The organism is Tessaracoccus flavescens (assembly GCF_001998865.1).
Classification (GTDB): domain Bacteria; phylum Actinomycetota; class Actinomycetes; order Propionibacteriales; family Propionibacteriaceae; genus Arachnia; species Arachnia flavescens.
The window spans coordinates 1,209,666-1,226,167 of the sequence record NZ_CP019607.1 but is presented as its reverse complement, the minus strand read 5'-3'; the positions used below and the strand labels follow the sequence as shown (position 1 = coordinate 1,226,167).

General features: G+C 65.4%; 14 protein-coding genes, 1 tRNA gene and 1 pseudogene. 11 read left to right on the top strand and 5 right to left on the bottom strand.

From position 1 onward, the window contains the following. Nucleotides 1-96 precede the first annotated feature (96 nt). The 4 genes from BW733_RS05955 to BW733_RS05940 are packed head-to-tail and all read left to right on the top strand — an operon-like array spanning nucleotide 97 to nucleotide 4,099. On the top strand, nucleotides 97-1,317 hold the full coding sequence (locus BW733_RS05955) for an AAA family ATPase (RefSeq protein ID WP_161490148.1): 1,221 nt from the start codon (nucleotides 97-99) through the stop codon (nucleotides 1,315-1,317). Between the two features lie 3 nt (nucleotides 1,318-1,320). Then, on the top strand, nucleotides 1,321-1,818 hold the full coding sequence (locus BW733_RS18425) for a hypothetical protein (protein ID WP_077348806.1): 498 nt from the start codon (nucleotides 1,321-1,323) through the stop codon (nucleotides 1,816-1,818). Further along, on the top strand, nucleotides 1,818-3,152 hold the full coding sequence (brxD, locus tag BW733_RS05945; protein WP_077348803.1) for a BREX system ATP-binding protein BrxD: 1,335 nt from the start codon (nucleotides 1,818-1,820) through the stop codon (nucleotides 3,150-3,152). Before BW733_RS18425 ends, brxD begins: the two co-directional genes overlap by 1 nt. Then, nucleotides 3,152-4,099, top strand: a complete 948-nt coding sequence (locus BW733_RS05940) for a DEAD/DEAH box helicase (protein ID WP_077348799.1) — start codon at nucleotides 3,152-3,154, stop codon at nucleotides 4,097-4,099. The genes brxD and BW733_RS05940 overlap by 1 nt, the downstream gene beginning before the upstream one ends. Here BW733_RS05940 and BW733_RS05935 read toward each other — a convergent pair. Beyond that, nucleotides 4,079-5,068 carry an IS481 family transposase gene (locus tag BW733_RS05935; protein ID WP_077346832.1) on the bottom strand — a complete coding sequence of 330 codons (990 nt, stop codon included), beginning with the start codon at nucleotides 5,066-5,068 and terminating at the stop codon, nucleotides 4,079-4,081. The two genes, BW733_RS05940 and BW733_RS05935, sit on opposite strands and share 21 nt — an antisense overlap. A 67-nt stretch (nucleotides 5,069-5,135) precedes the next feature. Between BW733_RS05935 and BW733_RS20040 the strand changes: the two are divergent. Both BW733_RS20040 and BW733_RS05930 read left to right on the top strand, forming a co-directional pair. Further along, a pseudogene (locus BW733_RS20040) lies at nucleotides 5,136-5,237 on the top strand (hypothetical protein); the annotation flags it as partial. Between the two features lie 117 nt (nucleotides 5,238-5,354). Then, a complete protein-coding gene (locus BW733_RS05930) occupies nucleotides 5,355-6,392 on the top strand; it encodes a hypothetical protein (protein ID WP_237268321.1) in 1,038 nt (345 codons plus the stop codon). Between the two features lie 257 nt (nucleotides 6,393-6,649). Here BW733_RS05930 and istB read toward each other — a convergent pair whose 3' ends face one another. The 4 genes from istB to BW733_RS05910 all read right to left on the bottom strand — a co-directional run bounded on the left by istB (nucleotide 6,650) and on the right by BW733_RS05910 (nucleotide 10,042). Beyond that, the gene (istB, locus tag BW733_RS05925) at nucleotides 6,650-7,456 is read right to left on the bottom strand and encodes an IS21-like element helper ATPase IstB (protein ID WP_077348793.1); all 807 of its coding nucleotides are present in this window, start codon (nucleotides 7,454-7,456) and stop codon (nucleotides 6,650-6,652) included. Next, a complete protein-coding gene (istA, locus tag BW733_RS05920; RefSeq protein WP_202970152.1) occupies nucleotides 7,453-8,760 on the bottom strand; it encodes an IS21 family transposase in 1,308 nt (435 codons plus the stop codon). The genes istB and istA overlap by 4 nt, the downstream gene beginning before the upstream one ends. Nucleotides 8,761-8,988: 228 nt before the next feature. After that, nucleotides 8,989-9,777, bottom strand: a complete 789-nt coding sequence (locus BW733_RS05915) for a site-specific integrase (RefSeq protein ID WP_161490147.1) — start codon at nucleotides 9,775-9,777, stop codon at nucleotides 8,989-8,991. 189 nt (nucleotides 9,778-9,966) lie between these two features. Then, nucleotides 9,967-10,042, bottom strand: a tRNA-Arg gene (locus tag BW733_RS05910). A gap of 160 nt (nucleotides 10,043-10,202) precedes the next feature. On the opposite strand from BW733_RS05910, the gene BW733_RS05905 reads away from it, so the two are divergent. The 5 genes from BW733_RS05905 to BW733_RS05885 all read left to right on the top strand — a co-directional run bounded on the left by BW733_RS05905 (nucleotide 10,203) and on the right by BW733_RS05885 (nucleotide 16,452). Continuing rightward, complete coding sequence (locus BW733_RS05905) at nucleotides 10,203-11,459, top strand: integrase catalytic domain-containing protein (protein ID WP_152024588.1); 1,257 nt, start codon at nucleotides 10,203-10,205, stop codon at nucleotides 11,457-11,459. A 191-nt stretch (nucleotides 11,460-11,650) separates the two neighbouring features. Continuing rightward, nucleotides 11,651-12,913 carry an integrase catalytic domain-containing protein gene (locus tag BW733_RS18555; RefSeq protein WP_077352769.1) on the top strand — a complete coding sequence of 421 codons (1,263 nt, stop codon included), beginning with the start codon at nucleotides 11,651-11,653 and terminating at the stop codon, nucleotides 12,911-12,913. Nucleotides 12,914-12,979: 66 nt separating this feature from the next. Then, nucleotides 12,980-14,278, top strand: a complete 1,299-nt coding sequence (locus tag BW733_RS05895) for an IS256 family transposase (protein WP_077348548.1) — start codon at nucleotides 12,980-12,982, stop codon at nucleotides 14,276-14,278. A gap of 236 nt (nucleotides 14,279-14,514) precedes the next feature. Then, on the top strand, nucleotides 14,515-15,258 hold the full coding sequence (locus tag BW733_RS05890) for a glycerophosphodiester phosphodiesterase (RefSeq protein ID WP_161490146.1): 744 nt from the start codon (nucleotides 14,515-14,517) through the stop codon (nucleotides 15,256-15,258). Nucleotides 15,259-15,555: 297 nt separating this feature from the next. Beyond that, nucleotides 15,556-16,452: a 1,4-dihydroxy-2-naphthoyl-CoA synthase gene (locus tag BW733_RS05885; RefSeq protein ID WP_077348781.1), complete on the top strand. Its 897-nt coding sequence runs from the start codon at nucleotides 15,556-15,558 to the stop codon at nucleotides 16,450-16,452. Nucleotides 16,453-16,502 lie beyond the last annotated feature (50 nt).

Genomic DNA, 16,502 nt, shown 5'->3' with positions numbered 1-16,502 from the left:
AATTGCGCCATGACCAGTCGTCTAGTCGAACTCAGGCTCCCAGCCTTCAAGAGCGTCCGAGACGCGACTGTGCCCATCGGCCCCCTCACTCTCCTCGTGGGTCGTAATGGATCTGGAAAGTCGAATGTCTTCGATGCCCTCGCCGTGCTGTCCTCACTGGGTGGCGGACTCAACCTCCGCGATTCTCTGGACGGTGGGCGAAATGGCCCAGTTGTCCGCGGGGGCTCCGAGGGCTGCGCCCCGATCGGCGAGGATTCCTTTTCGGTCGGCTGCGCGGCAGACATCGATGGCCTGATAGTGCACCTCGATATCGAAGTACAAACGTCGCCGAACCTCCAGATTCGGTCCGAACGGCTCTGGGCTTTACGCCAGAGCGGCCCCAGGAAGGGCGAGCCACAGGATTTTTTGAAGTCGGAACAGCCTTCGACGTATTCGGCCGACATCACTGCACGCTGGGACAATGGCAAACGCGGTGTGAATCCAGGTGTGACCATGCGGGCGGATCAACTGCTGACTTCACAAGTGATCACGCGGGTTCCAGCGACCTCACAGGCGGGACGGAAAGTTCACGAGATCGCAGCTGAGATGCTTCAAGCGATTGCCGGGATTTTCCTCCTGGATCCCGTGCCTCATCAAATGCGCGAATACGTGCCAGAGAGAGACAGCGTTCTTCGACGCACCGCAGACAATCTTTCAGCCACAGTGCGTCGCCTAGCCGACCTACCTGGGGTGCGGGAAATCCTTCTGAGTATGACGCGATCCCTCTCCGAAGCGCAGGTTACGGAGCTAGACACCGTCACGAGTGAACTGGGCGATGTGATGCTCACGATTAGTGAGCGTATCGGCGGTGAGGTTCGTCGTGTGCCCGCTCGGCTCATGAGCGACGGAACTCTGCGTTTCTTGGCCATTGTCGCAGCACTACTTGACGACCATGATGATGCAGAGCCAGCCCAAGCGCCAACCGATCGGACTCTCGCGATTGAGGAGTTGGAGAATGGACTCCATCCATCTCAAGCTGCGCTCCTCCTGAGGCTTCTTAAGCAGTCCGCCGCAGAGCGCAAAGTCAGCACGGTTGCCACAACACACAGCCCAGCAATTCTGAACGCGCTGGATGGCCAAGACCACAAGAATGTCCTTGTTTGCACACGAGACGAAGACGGGTGGAGCCGCGTGACTAGACTCGTCGACTTCCCAGATTATTTCGAGGTCATCGCGCGAACTTCCTTGGGTGAGAATGCGGCGAAAGACCGACTGAGGCCTTCCAATCGCTACAATGTCCGCCCATCGGTATCGCTCTCGGCAATCCTGGGGGATTGAGACGTGCCTGATAATCGCGTCATCCTGATCGACACATCGGTCTTCCTGAACCTGCTCCGCGTTCCGGGTCGATGTGGCGATGCCGATGCTTGCCGTAAAGAGTTTGAGCGCTTGGCCAAAGCCGATGTCAAGTTCGTACTGCCGATAACTACTATTGTTGAGACAGGCAACTTCATTCAGCAGTGTACGGGTGACAGGCGAGCCGCAGCCCAACGCTTTGAGAACGCGCTGATCGCAGCGACAGAGGATGCTCCGCCCTGGATCATCAGGGATGTCAAATGGGATCCCGAGTTCGTCCTTGCCCTGACTGCCGGCGACTCGACTGGCACTTCTATGGTCGATCACTTCACGTCGAAGAGTCTCGGAGCCGGTGACATCGCGATCCTGGTGGAGCGCGATCAGTTCCTGCGCCAAACGCCTTACCAAGACGTACAGGTATGGAGCCTTGATGCCGGGCTCCAGGCACATGGGCGCCCTGCGCACGCTGGCGGATCAGGTTGATGCCTGATACGCCTTCCCCACGCCGCCGTCGCGAAGTGATCGACGCCCTGCGTCGCGGGACTGTGCCCGCGATCGGGTTGGACCTGCTCGCCGTTGGGTTGGACCAGTTCAGTACGGCGATCGACTCTGAGCTTGCCGCTGCGTCCGGCGGATCCGCCGTCTTCAAGGCGGTGCGCGGCGAATACGGCTCCGGCAAGACCTTCTTCACGCGACACCTCGCCGAGCGAGCGCTCCGCCTGGGCTGGGCGACGGCAGAGGTTCAGATCAGCGAGACCGAAACACCTCTGCATCGGCTCGAGACCGTCTACCGACGGATCACCGAGTCGCTGCGCACCGCGACGGTCCCGCCCAGCGCGTTCAGGTCGGTGCTCGACGGCTGGCTGTTCACCCTCGAATCCGACGCCACGGAGGCCGATCCCGCGCTGCTCCACGCCTCAGACAGCGCCCTGTCCACGGCCGTCGAGCGGCTCATGGAGGCGCGGCTCGCGGCCGTCTCCAGCAAGACCCCCGCGTTCGCTCAGGCCCTGCGCGGCTACCGCGCGGCCTCGCTGAGCGGTGATGTCGCCACCGCCGACGGACTCGCCGCATGGGTCGGCGGCCAGCCGCACGTCGCAGCCTCCGCGAAACGCAGCGCCGGCCTCCGAGGCGACCTCGACCACTTCGGCGCCATGGCCTTCCTCCAGGGCCTTCTCACCGTCCTCAAGGACGCCGGACACCCCGGACTGCTCGTCGTCCTCGACGAAGTCGAGACGCTGCAGCGGGTCCGAGGCGACGTCCGAGACAAGGCCCTCAACGCCCTGCGACAGCTCATCGATGAGGTGGACTCCGGCCGGTACCCCGGCCTGTACCTCCTGATCACAGGTACCCCGGCCTTCTTCGAGGGCCCTTCGGGGCTCAGCCGCCTGCCACCGCTGGCCCAGCGCGTCCACACCGACTTCACCACCGACTCGCGCTTCGACAACCCCCGCGCGGTGCAGGTGCGGCTGCCCGGCTTCACCCGCGAGAGCCTCGTCGAGCTGGGCGGCAAGGTCCGCGACCTCTACGCGGACGGCGCCGACGAGCCCGAACGCCTCCGGCAGGTGATCGACGAGCAGTACATCGGCGACTTGGCCGACGCCGTCGCCGGATCCCTCGGGGGCAGGGTGGGCGTTGCACCGCGAGTGTTCCTCAAGAAGCTGGTGGGCGACGTGCTGGACCGGGTCGACCAGTTCCCTGACTTCGACCCGCGCACCCACTACGCGCTCACCGTCGACGCCGGCGAGCTCACCGCTGTGGAGCGCAACGCCGCCCGCGGCGCCGCCTCGCTGGACGAGATCGAGCTCGACACCCACTGATGAGTGGATTCGACGCCCTGCATCCAGTCGTGCAGCACCACATCGTCAACTCCCTGGGCTGGCCGGACCTCCGCCCGCTGCAGGACGCCGCTGTTGAGCCCCTGATCGCTGGCAAGGATGCCCTCCTCCTCGCGCCCACGGCCGGCGGCAAGACCGAGGCGGCGGTGTTCCCGATGCTGACCCGGATGGCAACGGAAACCTGGTCGGGCACCTCCGTGCTCTACATCTGCCCGCTCCGCGCGCTGCTCAACAACCTGGAGCACCGCGTCGATTCCTACGCCAAATGGCTCGGCAGGAGCGCCGCCGTGCGGCACGGGGACACTGCACAGAGCGTGCGGCGTCGCATCGCCGTGGAGCGGCCGGACATTCTCATGACCACCCCCGAGTCGATCGAGGCGATGCTCGTCTCCAGCACCCTTGACCCCCGCGTGCTCCTGGGGGGCGTACGGGCCGTGATCGTCGACGAGATTCACGCCTTCGCCGGCGACGATCGCGGCTGGCACCTGCTTGCCGTCCTGGAACGGCTCACCCATCTGACAGGCCGGCCACTGCAGAGGGTCGGGCTCTCCGCGACGGTGGGAAACGCTGAGGACCTGCTCACCTGGCTCCAGGGATCCAACCGACGGTCCGGGCTGTCAGGGGCAGTCATCTCGCCACCGCCGGAGTCCGCGGTTGAGTCCGATGTGGCACTCGACTATGTCGGGTCCGTCGACAACGCGGCCAAGGTGGTCTCACTGCTGCACCGCGGGGAAAAGCGATTGGTGTTCGCCGACTCCCGGCGCACCGTCGAACAGTTGGGCGTGCGGCTTGGTGAGCTCGACGTCGACACCTACGTCTCGCACTCCAGTCTCTCCGCCTCAGAGCGTCGACGGTCGGAGACCGCCTTCGCTGAGGCCCGCGACTGCGTCATCGTCGCCACCTCCACTCTAGATGTTCACCCCGGATAGGTTGGGTACGCGCGCGGCTGGGGGATGTCCCTTGAGCGCGGTGTGGCCTCGGTGGTGATTGTAATGGTGCAGCCATTGGTCGAAGGCGGCGACTCGCTGGGTTTCGGAGGTGTAGGGCTGGGCATAGGCCCATTCCTCGAGCATGATGCGGTTGAACCGTTCGACTTTGCCGTTGGTTTGGGGTCGGTAGGGGCGGGTGCGTTTGTGTGTGATGTCGTCGCCGAGAGCCTTTTTGAAGGCGTTGGAGCGGTAGCAGGCGCCGTTGTCAGTCAAGACTCGTGTCACGGTGATCCCGGCGGCGTTGAAGAAGGCGTTGGCGCGTTGCCAGAACGCGGCGGCGGTTTCCTTCTTCTCGTCGGTCAGGATTTCGCTGTAGGCCAAGCGGGAGTGGTCGTCGACGGCGTTGTGGATGTAGGCATACCCGGGCCGGCGGTTCGTGGCGGTTCTGGTCTTGTTCCGGGTACCCGCGGCACGGCCCAGCACTTTGTGGCCGCCGCCGTCGGGGATCCGGCCGAGTTTCTTGATGTCGACGTGGACCAGGTCGCCGGGGGCGGCGTGCTCGTAGCGGCGTTTCTCGGCGCGTGAGGTTTTGATCCTGGCTCCGGTAGCAGGATCGGTCCATCGCAGGGGTGGGCAGCCGTAGCGCCTGATGACCTTGTGGACCGTCGAGGGGTTCAGGTGAAGGTGGTAGGCGATCCGGGCCGGGCCCCAGCGCTTGGTTACACGCAACCCGACGATGCGACGCTCGGTGCGCTGCGAGAGTTGATGCGGGCAATGCTTCGGGCGAGAGGACTTGTCGACCATCCCGGCCAGGCCCTGTTCGCGGTAACGCTGCGCCCAGCGGCGGGCGGTGTTGACCGCGACACCGAAACGTTCCGCGGCTCGCCGCAGGGTCCAGCCCTGGTCAACGACGAGCTGGGCCAGGTGCAGACGTCCGGTTTCGGTGAGTATGGCGTTACGGTGGGGCATGGAAGACCTCTGTTTCGTGAAATGGGTTCTGTCGTAAGTCCCACACTTCACTCAGAGGTCTTCCCCTATGTCCAGCAGACCCGCCGCGCGTACTCAATCTCCGTGGTCAGTACATCTAGAGCTCGGCATCGACGTCGGCGACCTGGACCGGGTCCTGCAGGTGGGAGCGCCCACCACCGTGGCGTCATTCCTCCAACGCCTCGGACGCACGGGACGGCGTCCCGGAAGCAGCCGCAACGCCACGCTGCTCGCAAGCAACGACCAGGAACTGCTCCGGGCTGCAGGCTTGCTCCTGCTGTGGTCCGAGGGATTCGTCGAGTCGATTACCGCCCCGCCCACCCCCGCCCACATTGCCGCCCAGCAGGTACTGGCGATCACGCTCCAGGAGCGGCGGGTCGGCCGGCACACGTGGAGGGACTGGATCGGAGACCTCGCCCTCGTGGACCCCGAGGACGAGGTGCTCGTGATCGAGACTCTCCTGGAACGCGGTTGGCTCGACGCCGACCAGGACATGCTCATGGTCGGGCCGGAGGCGGAGGGACGCTACGGCCGCCGGCACTTCATGGAGCTGATGTCGGTGTTCACATCAGACCCCCAGGTGGCGGTTCTGCACGGGCGCACCGAGATCGGCACCGTGGACCCGATGGTGCTGCTGACCAAGGTGCAAGGTCCCCGGCGCATCGCGTTGGCAGGACGCTCGTGGGCGGTGAACTCCGTGGATTGGGATCGAAAGCGGGCTTACGTCGAGCCATCTGACGGTGTAGGGCTCGCCCGCTGGATGGGGTCCTCTTCGCCGTTGAGCTTCGAATTGGTGGACGCAATGCGTCGTACCTTGTTGGGCGCGGAGCCGCGTGGAGTGGAGCTCACGAGGCGTGCACGGCAGAAGCTGGACGAACTGCGGGAAGAGCTCGCCGACCGGCTCGACCCAGACCGGACGGCGCTCCTCCACTCGCATGGGGAGACACGATGGTGGACCTGGGCAGGTACTCGGGCAAACGCCGTGATCTGGGCTGCACTCAACGAGGTGGCGCCCCATTTCTGCGATTCGATGTCGACCGTCACCAACGACCATCTCGTTCTTCGTAGCGATACGACGGCCGCCGCGCTCCGCGAGGCGCTGCTGTTGGTCAAACTGCGTTTCGGCACCGACCTAGCAAGCGTCGTGCCTGAAGTCAGTGAACGGGCCATAAAGGACTTGAAGTTCTCCGACATGCTCCCCAGCGACTTAGCTATCCGGACTCTGGCCGTCCGTCTCTCCGACCATCCCAGAGCCGCAGAGGTTATGGCCCGTGGGCTGGTGGAGAGACGAAGCAGCGAGGGCTGACGAAGTCTCGCGCGCCCGGTGACGCTGCGGCCAGTCCGCATACAGGCGACATCAGAGCGCAGTGAGCACGCCGCTATTCATGCAGCAGACGTGCACGGCGGAGTCCAAGGCCGCAGCTCGCCCGCTTCGAGATCGAGGTGCTGGTCTGCTTCACCAAGGAACTCAACCTGCGTCCCAGGGACGATGCCCCACCTTGACGGTGCTCAGCGAATTTCCCCAGAGTTGCTCGTCGAAGTTCCTCAGGTCGCGGGGTTAGGTTAGCGCAGGTTGGTGCCGGTTGTGGCGCGGCGTAGTTCGTCGGCTGCGGCGTGGTGGTTGCGGAGTCGGTAGGAGGGGCCGTCGAGGGTGATGACGACGGAGCGGTGGAGGAGCCGGTCGAGCATGGCGGCGGCGACGGTGGTGTCGCCGAGGATTTCGCCCCAGGCTCCGACCGGTCGGTTGGTGGTGATCACGATCGAGGTCTTCAGGTAGCGCTGGTTGATGACTTGGAAGAGTGCTGAGGCGGCCTCGCCGGGCAGCGGGAGGTAGCCCAGTTCGTCGATGATGAGCAGGGTCGGTCCGGCGAAGAATCGCATCATGGTGGACCATTTTCCTTCGATGGCGGCGCGGTGGCAGCGGGCGGCGAGGTCGGCGGCGGAGGTGAAGTAGACGCGGTAGCCGGCGGTGACGGCGGCGTGCCCGAGGCCGGTGGCGATGTGGGTCTTCCCGACGCCGGGTGAGCCGATGAGGAGGATGTTGGTGGCGGTGTCGAGGTAGCGGCAGGTGCCGAGTTCGGTGAGCAGGTTTCGGTCGATGCCGGAGGCGTGGTCGAGGTCGAAGTCGTCGAGGGTGGCGCCGGTGGGGAGGTTCGCGAACCGGAACCGGCCGGCGAGGCGTCGGGCTTCGGTGGCGGTGACCTCGATGCGCAGGAGGTGCTCGAGGGTGTGGGTGAGGCTCCAGCCCTCGGTTTGGGCTTGGTCGAGCACCTTCGGGAGGGCGTCGGCGGCGTCGGCGAGTTTCAGGTCGGTGAGGTGGTTGCGCAGCTGTTGGTAGACGCTGGCGGCGGTGTTCGTGGTGGTGGTCATGGGAGGGTGTTCCTGTTCTTCGCGGCCTGCTCGTAGGCGGCCAGGCTGATCACGGTCGAGAGCGGTTCCGCGGCGCCGGTGAGCACGGCGGCGGCGCGCAGGGCGGTGGCGCCGGGTGGGATGCGTTCCTTGCGGCGGTGGGAGCGTCCCGGCGGTGCCGAGGCGAGGGCGATCGTTTCGAGGGCGGTGACGTGTCCGGTGTCGCGGATCGTGACCCCCAGGCCCGGTTCGGCGACTCGGTGCCGGGCGAGGACCGCGCCGGAGAGGGTGGCGATGTCGATGGTGTCGCTGCCGTGGCGGTGATGGACGACGACCTTCCCGGCAGCGAGTTCGGGTGGGACGGAATACCGGTTGCCGCGCCAGTCGATCAGCGCCTGCCGGGTGGCGGTGCGTTCCTCGGTGAGGATCACCGGGAACACCGTCGGTGGCAACGCTCGGAGCCGTTCGGCGGCGAACATCGCCTTCGCGGTGCTCCACCCGGACACGTCTTCCCGGCGTCGCTGGTCTTGTCGGCGGGCGAACGCCTCGACACCGGCCTGGGCCTGCTCGAGGGTGAGTTCGTCGGGCAGAGTCCGCCACCAGCGTTGCGCGGCGGTGTGGTTATTCTTCTCGACCACGCCCTTGCGGTTGCCGGAGCGGGGCCGGCAGGCGACCACCTGGACGCCGTGGTGCTTCGCGAACCCGGCGAACATCGCCGTCAGATCCCCCGTGACCGGGTCCAGCACGGTGCGCATCCGATCGAAGCGCCACACGCGAGTGAGCCCACCCAGCAGACGCAGCAAGGTGCTCATCGCGGCCAACAGGTGCGGCAGATCCATCGACGGGGCGAGCACCGCCCGCCAAACCCCCGAGTGGGCCAGCGAGCCGACCAGCAGGAACGCCTTCTTCGTCGGGAACCCCCAGTGCGTGGGCGCATCGGGCAGCTCGAGCCAGTCGAACTGGGTCTCCTCACCCGGCGGATGCTCGATGACCGCGTTCGGACGCTTCGTGACGTGCGCGCAGGCGGCGCAGGCCGGCCGCAGCCCGCGGTCACGGATCTGTCGGGTCAACGTCGGATACGACCCCGCGTAGCCCAGCGGGCGCAGCTCGTCGAGCAACGTCGCCGCCCACAAATGCGGGTCCTCCGATAGGCGCGCGCTCACGTAGTCGACGAACGCCTCGAACGAGTCCGGCACGGCGCGTTGCCGCCGCCCCGGGACCCGGTCCCCGTTCAAGTACGCGCGGATCGTCTTGCGGTCATGGTTGGTGCGGCGGGCGATCTCGCTGATCGTCATCCCCTGCCGTTTCAGAGCGTGGATATCCACGCTGCTCCTTTCTGAGAGCATAAGAACAAGGGCCTTCCTCGAGGTGGTGTGTGGTCAGAGACCACCAGTCTCGGGGAGGGCCCGCCTCATGCGGCGGAGCGACCCAGGGTGAGGAATTTCGATGAGCAGAACTGGGGAATTTCAGTGAGCGCCGTCAACCTCCGTGCTTCTGCCCTGTACTGCTTCAGCTGCGATGGGCTGAGCACCTCGTGGGCCATTCCTGCAGCGTCAAGGTACAGGTCCCCGATGAATTGTGCGTCGAGACTTCTCGGTCTTGGGTTCGACCCGCACGAGGCCTTTGCCTGTTTGGCGTTGGAGGCTGGCGCGAACGACAAGGTGCGGCTCGGAGGAGGTCAGGTCGAGGTCCTTCCAGCGCAGGGCAAGGAGTTCGCCCTGGCGCAGCCCGAGGGTGATGGCCAGTAGGACCCGGACCCGGGCGTGGGCGTCGTCGTGAGCGATGGATCGCAGCAGTTGCTGTGCTTGCGCCTCTGTCATGGGGTCGATGCGGGTCGCCTTCTTCTTGGGTGCGCGTGCGATGGTGACGGGGTTGCCCGCCAGGACCCTGTGCCTGACCGCCATGTCGAAGGCCTGCTTCAGGATCACTCGTGCCTGATGGACGGCGGAGTAGGACAGCTTCTTCCCTGCGCTGAGCTGATACTGCCAGTGTTCGACGCTCGCAGCGGTCACGGCCTTGAGCTCCATCGCTCCGAGGTAGGGGATGAGGTGGCTCGCGATCGAGTGCCGGTAGCCGGTCACGGTGGTGTAGCGCAGTTCCAGGGAGCGTACGTCGATCCAGTGCTGCAGCAGTTCGCCGACGGTCTTGTACTCGCTGTGGCGCTGAGCTCCGCGCGCCGCGTCCGCCCTGCGCTCGGCCCACTTGGCCAGTGCTGCGGTCTTGGTGGTTGCGCTGACCTTGCGCCTGACCGTGCGATCGCCCTCGTCGATGGAGCCTTGGACGTACCAGCGGCCGCCGCTCTTGTAGATCGAATCGTCGCCGTTGCCGCGCTTGCGTGCCATGTTCGTCCTCCCTGGGTCGGGACGCCCTCGGGTGAGGGCGCCGTCGGGACGACGCCGAACGCTGGCGGGGGCGGGCCGGGATAATCGGGCTCGAAAGCTGTTCCCGAGCTGGTTGCCCCCATGAACGCGAAAAGGGACTCCCGAGGGAGTCCCGATCTTTTGCATCAAGCATTTGGCTAGGCCTTTTGCTGGCGCGCTCGGAGGGATTCGAACCCCCAACCTTCTGATCCGTAGTCAGATGCTCTATCCGTTGAGCCACGAGCGCTTGGGCGAGACACAACTATACGCAACCGGACAGAGTTCGGCAAAACGACGACGACACTCATACATAGTCCCCGCGAACGAAGGGGCCGTACCTCACATACTTTTCCCCGGGAAACAGTGGCCGGCCACGATGGGGTGTGGAGGTTGGAGAGAAGCTGTCGATGGCAGCCCGAGTCGAGATCACGAAGAAGTACGCCAAGGCCTATGCCGCGGCCCCGAAGAAGGGCAAGTCCCAGATCCTCGACCACGTGGTCGAGATCACCGGCTGGAACCGTGACCATGCCCGCCAGCAGTTGGTGGCCCGGTTGAAACAGGCTTCGGGACGGGCCACCGCGACGGTCGCGGTGATCGATCGGCGCAAGACCAAGGCGTGTAAGTACTCCTACGACGCCAGGCTGATCCTGCAGCGGGTATGGGCGGCCTCGGGGGGCAGCTGCGGGCAGTACCTCGCCGCATCCATGAGCGATCTGATCGATGCGATGGAAGCCGAAGGCGAACTGGTGCCTAGCCAGGACCGTTACAGCGCCGAGGTCAGGGCCGAGCTGGAATCGATGTCGGCGGCCACGATCGACCGGTACCTCGCACCGGCGCGGGCGAAGGACCCGATCCGAGGAAAGACCGCCACCAAGCCCGGCAGCCTGCTACGAAACTCGATCACCGTGCGTAAAGCCGGTGACGAGGTCGAAGCCGAACCCGGGTTCTTCGAAGTCGACACCGTGGCCCACTGCGGCCCCACGCTGAAGGGCGAGTTCGCCCGCAGCGTGAACTTCACCGACATGCACACCGGCTGGAGCTTCACCTACTCCATCCGCAACAACGCCCACCTCCACATCCGGACCGCGTTCGACCACTTCATCGCCCAGGTCCCGTTCGCGGTCACCGGGATCGATTGTGACAACGGCTCGGAGTTCATCAACCACGACCTGATCGGCTGGGCCGGCCAACGAGAGGTGTTCTTCACCCGGTCGCGGCCTTACAAGAAAAACGATCAAGCCACCATCGAATCGAAGAACAACCACCTCGTGCGCCGCTACGGCTTCTACCACCGCTACGACACCGCCACCGAACTCGCGTTACTCAACCAGCTATGGCCGCTGGTCAACGACCGGCTCAACTTCTTCACCCCCACGAAGAAACCCGAAGGCTGGGCCACCGACACCGTAGGGCGCCGCAAACGCCTCTACGACAAGCCACGCTCCCCCTACCAGAGGCTCCTGGCCGCCGGGGTCCTCAACCCCGCCCAGGAAACAGAACTAGCCGCCTACAAGGCCACCCTCAAACCCGTCGCAATGCAACGACGCATCACCGAGATCCAACAGGAGCTCACCCGACTCGCAGGCCGAAAGACAGCCCGTCTCGAACAACACATCGCATGGAAGGCACCCGACCCCGCCGGCCTCAAAACCCGGGCCAGCTAACCCTTGTTTTCGCGGGGAAAAATATCTGAGGTAAGGCCTACCATTTCGCGGGGACTTGACAGTGAGGTACCACGAACGACGACGACACTCATACATAGTCCCCGCGAACGAAGGGGCCGTACCTCACATACTTTTCCCCGGGAAACAGTGGCCGGCCACGATGGGGTGTGGAGGTTGGAGAGAAGCTGTCGATGGCAGCCCGAGTCGAGATCACGAAGAAGTACGCCAAGGCCTATGCCGCGGCCCCGAAGAAGGGCAAGTCCCAGATCCTCGACCACGTGGTCGAGATCACCGGCTGGAACCGTGACCATGCCCGCCAGCAGTTGGTGGCCCGGTTGAAACAGGCCCCGGGACGGGCCACCGCGACGGTCGCGGTGATCGATCGGCGCAAGACCAAGGCGTGTAAGTACTCCTACGACGCCAGGCTGATCCTGCAGCGGGTATGGGCGGCCTCGGGGGGCAGCTGCGGGCAGTACCTCGCCGCATCCATGAGCGATCTGATCGATGCGATGGAAGCCGAAGGCGAACTGGTGCCTAGCCAGGACCGTTACAGCGCCGAGGTCAGGGCCGAGCTGGAATCGATGTCGGCGGCCACGATCGACCGGTACCTCGCACCGGCGCGGGCGAAGGACCCGATCCGAGGAAAGACCGCCACCAAGCCCGGCAGCCTGCTACGAAACTCGATCACCGTGCGTAAAGCCGGTGACGAGGTCGAAGCCGAACCCGGGTTCTTCGAAGTCGACACCGTGGCCCACTGCGGCCCCACGCTGAAGGGCGAGTTCGCCCGCAGCGTGAACTTCACCGACATGCACACCGGCTGGAGCTTCACCTACTCCATCCGCAACAACGCCCACCTCCACATCCGGACCGCGTTCGACCACTTCATCGCCCAGGTCCCGTTCGCGGTCACCGGGATCGATTGTGACAACGGCTCGGAGTTCATCAACCACGACCTGATCGGCTGGGCCGGCCAACGAGAGGTGTTCTTCACCCGGTCGCGGCCTTACAAGAAAAACGATCAAGCCACCATCGAATCGAAGAACAACCACCTCGTGCGCCGCTACGGCTTCTACCACCGCTACGACACCGCCACCGAACTCGCGTTACTCAACCAGCTATGGCCGCTGGTCAACGACCGGCTCAACTTCTTCACCCCCACGAAGAAACCCGAAGGCTGGGCCACCGACACCGTAGGGCGCCGCAAACGCCTCTACGACAAGCCACGCTCCCCCTACCAGAGGCTCCTGGCCGCCGGGGTCCTCAACCCCGCCCAGGAAACAGAACTAGCCGCCTACAAGGCCACCCTCAAACCCGTCGCAATGCAACGACGCATCACCGAGATCCAACAGGAGCTCACCCGACTCGCAGGCCGAAAGACAGCCCGGAGGAATGATCAAATCCTGTGGATGGTCCCCGGGGGCTGGGGTGCGAGGGACGCACCTTCTCGGGGATGATCTTTCAGTAACAGAGATTCTGATCATGGGCCGACGTTGGAAGCGTTGGTCCGGGAAGGTGCGTCCATGTCCAATGTAGTTCCCGAGGGCTGGGAGGCCAACCAGGGGCAGCCGACCGAGGCTCGAGAGGGAGACGGGCCGGTGCTTGATGAGATCGTGCGTGATGGTGCCCGGCGGATGCTGGCTGCGGCGTTGCAGGCCGAGGTCGACGCTTACATCGAGCAGTTCCAGGCGGAGGTGGACGAGCAGGGCCGCCGGCTGGTGGTGCGCAACGGCTACCACGCCCAGCGGCTGGTGACCACCGCCGCTGGCGCGGTCGAGGTCCGCCAGCCCAGGGTCAACGATAAGCGCGTCGATGAGGCCACCGGTAAGCGGGCAAGGTTCGCTTCGGCGATCCTGCCCAGGTGGGCGCGCAAATCGGCCCAGGTCGCCGAGGTGCTGCCGCTGTTGTATCTGCACGGCCTGTCGAGCAATGACTTCGCCCCCGCGTTGGAGCAGTTCCTGGGCACCGGCAAGGGCCTCTCGCCGGCGGTGATCACCCGGTTGACCAGGCAGTGGCAAGACGAGGCCCGGGCCTTCAACGAACGGTCCCTGGCGGGGTCGGACTACGTCTACATGTGGGTCGATGGGATCCACCTGAAGGTCCGTCTGGACCAGGACAAGGTCTGCCTGCTCGTCATGATCGGCGTCCGCTCTGATGGCCGCAAGGAGCTGATCGCCCTGGCCGACGGGTTCCGGGAATCCTCGGAGTCGTGGGCGGACCTGCTGCGGGACTGCAAACGCCGCGGCATGACCGCCCCCACCCTGGCCATCGGTGACGGGGCGCTCGGGTTCTGGAAGGCCGTCAGGGACGTGTTCCCGGCCACGAAGGAGCAACGGTGCTGGTGGCACAAGACCGGCAACGTGCTGGCCGCGCTGCCGAAGTCTGCCCAGCCGGGTGCGTTGGCCGCGATCCGGGAGATATGGCAGGCCGAAGACAAGTCCCACGCCAAGGCCGCTGTGAAGGCGTTCGCCGCCGCTTACGGCACCAAGTGGCCCAAGGCGGCTGCCAAGATCGTCGACGACACCGACGTGCTGCTGGCGTTCTTCGACTACCCCGCCGAGCACTGGGTCCATCTACGTACCACGAACCCGATCGAGTCGACATTCGCGACCGTCAGGCTCCGTCAGCGGGTCACGAAAGGCCCAGGCAGCCGGGCCGCTGGGATCGCGATGGCGTTCAAGCTGATGCAATCCGCGCAGAACAGGTGGCGAGCGATCCGGGCACCCCACCTCGTAGCCAAAGTCCGAGCAGGCGCCACCTTCAAAGACGGCAAACTCGTCGAACCAGACCCCTCCGACCAAGCCATCCAGCAGGCTGCCTGAGAAGGCTCATCCACAGGATTTGACAATACCTCGACAGCCCGTCTCGAACAACACATCGCATGGAAGGCACCCGACCCCGCCGGCCTCAAAACCCGGGCCAGCTAACCCTTGTTTTCGCGGGGAAAAATATCTGAGGTAAGGCCTACCATTTCGCGGGGACTTGACAGTGAGGTACCACGAACGGCGCTCCGGGAGGTGGCGTGCGCATCCGGTCGGGGGATGGTTGGATGGGACGCGTGACTGCTATCTGGGCCCATCGTGGCGCGTGTGCCTATGCCCCCGAGAACACCGTCCCCGCCTTCGAGGTCGCCGTCCAGATGAAGGCCGACGGCGTCGAGATCGACGTGCAGCGCAGCGCGGACGGGCACATCGTCGTCATCCATGACGAGACGATCAACCGCACCTCCAACGGCGTCGGCCGGGTCGTCGACCTGACGCTTGAGGAACTGCGCCGCTGCGACCTCACCAACGGCTTCGCCGGGCGGCGCAACGTCAAGATCCCGACGCTGCGTGACGCGCTCGACGTGTTCCGGCCCACGTCCATGACGGTCAACATCGAACTGAAGAACTCGGTCGAGTTGTACCCGGGCATGGAGGACGAGGTGCTGCGGATCGTGCAGGAGATGGGGATGGAGGACCAGGTCGTCTACTCCTCCTTCAACCACTTCTCGCTAGCCAACCTGCGTGGCCGGGTCGCGAAGGACAACATCGCGCTGCTGATCAGTGACGGGCTCTACGACCCGTGGCTCTACGCCGACTGGTTCGGCGCTGGCGCGATCAACCCCGCCTATCAGGCGCTCCAGCAGCCGAACTACGTCTGGCTCTCCGACGAGAAGGGCATCAAGGTCAACCCGTGGACCGTCAACCGTGACGAGGACGCGATCCGGCTCAAGAACCTGGGCGTCGACGCCATCATCACCGACTTCCCCGATCGCGTAGGCGAGGCCGTCCGCCACCCGGAGTACCGCTCCCACTTCTGAGCCAGCACCCACCTCTGAGCTCGCCTTCACCCGCCCTGGCCGCGGCCTTCGCTGCGGGAGCGGCAGGGGAGTGGCCGATCCTCGGCGTCCCTCTCGGCACGCTCGCCGCCGCGGTGACCGGACGACGCGGGCGGTGGCGTGCACAGATCTACGAGGAGCGAGACTCGTGCTCTATTGGCACAGCCCGCGCCCTGTGTAGATCTGTGCACGGACTTCGTCCCGGGCTCAGGCCTTGGGTGGCCAGCGACGCCGGGTCAGGGTGCGCCGGGGCAGGCGCGACGGCGATAGGCTCGGCCCATGACCAACCCGTTCCGCCCCGAACTCTGGACGCCGGTCGAAGGATTCGACTTCACCGACATCACCTATCACCGCGCCAACGACGTGCCAGCGGTGCGGATTGCCTTCGACCGACCTGAGGTCCGCAACGCCTTCCGTCCGCACACCGTCGACGAGCTGTACACGGCCCTCGAGCACGCGCGGACCTCGTCCGACGTCGGCTGCGTCCTGCTCACGGGTAACGGGCCGTCCGAGAAGGACGGCGGCTGGGCATTCTGCTCTGGTGGCGACCAGCGCATCCGCGGACGGGCCGGCTACCAGTACGCCGAGGGGGAGACGTCCGAGAGCGTCGATGCGGCAAAGCTCGGCCGGCTGCACATCCTCGAGGTGCAGCGCCTGATCCGGTTCATGCCGAAGGTCGTCATCGCGCTGGTCAACGGGTGGGCCGCAGGCGGTGGCCACTCGCTGCACGTCGTCGCCGACCTGACGCTCGCCTCGCGCGAGCACGCGAAGTTCAAGCAGACCGACGCCGATGTCGGCTCGTTCGACGCTGGCTACGGGTCGGCCTACCTCGCCCGCCAGGTCGGCCAGAAGTTCGCCCGCGAGATCTTCTTCCTCGGTGACGTGCACGACGCCGAGGACGCCCACCGGATGGGCATGGTCAACCGGGTGATCGACCACGAACGGCTCGAAGACGTCGGCCTCGAATGGGCGGCGAAGATCTGCGGAAAGTCGCCCACCGCCCAGCGCATGCTGAAGTACGCCTTCAACGCGATCGACGACGGGCTGGTCGGCCAGCAGATCTTCGCGGGGGAGACGACCCGCCTGGCCTACATGACCGACGAGGCCGTCGAGGGCCGCGACTCCTTCCTCGAGAAGCGCGCGCCTGACTGGTCGAAGTTCCCGTACTACTACTAGACCCTGGCGGCGGTCAGGCTCTCGGCGGAAGCGCCGTGGGTGGTGTCGCT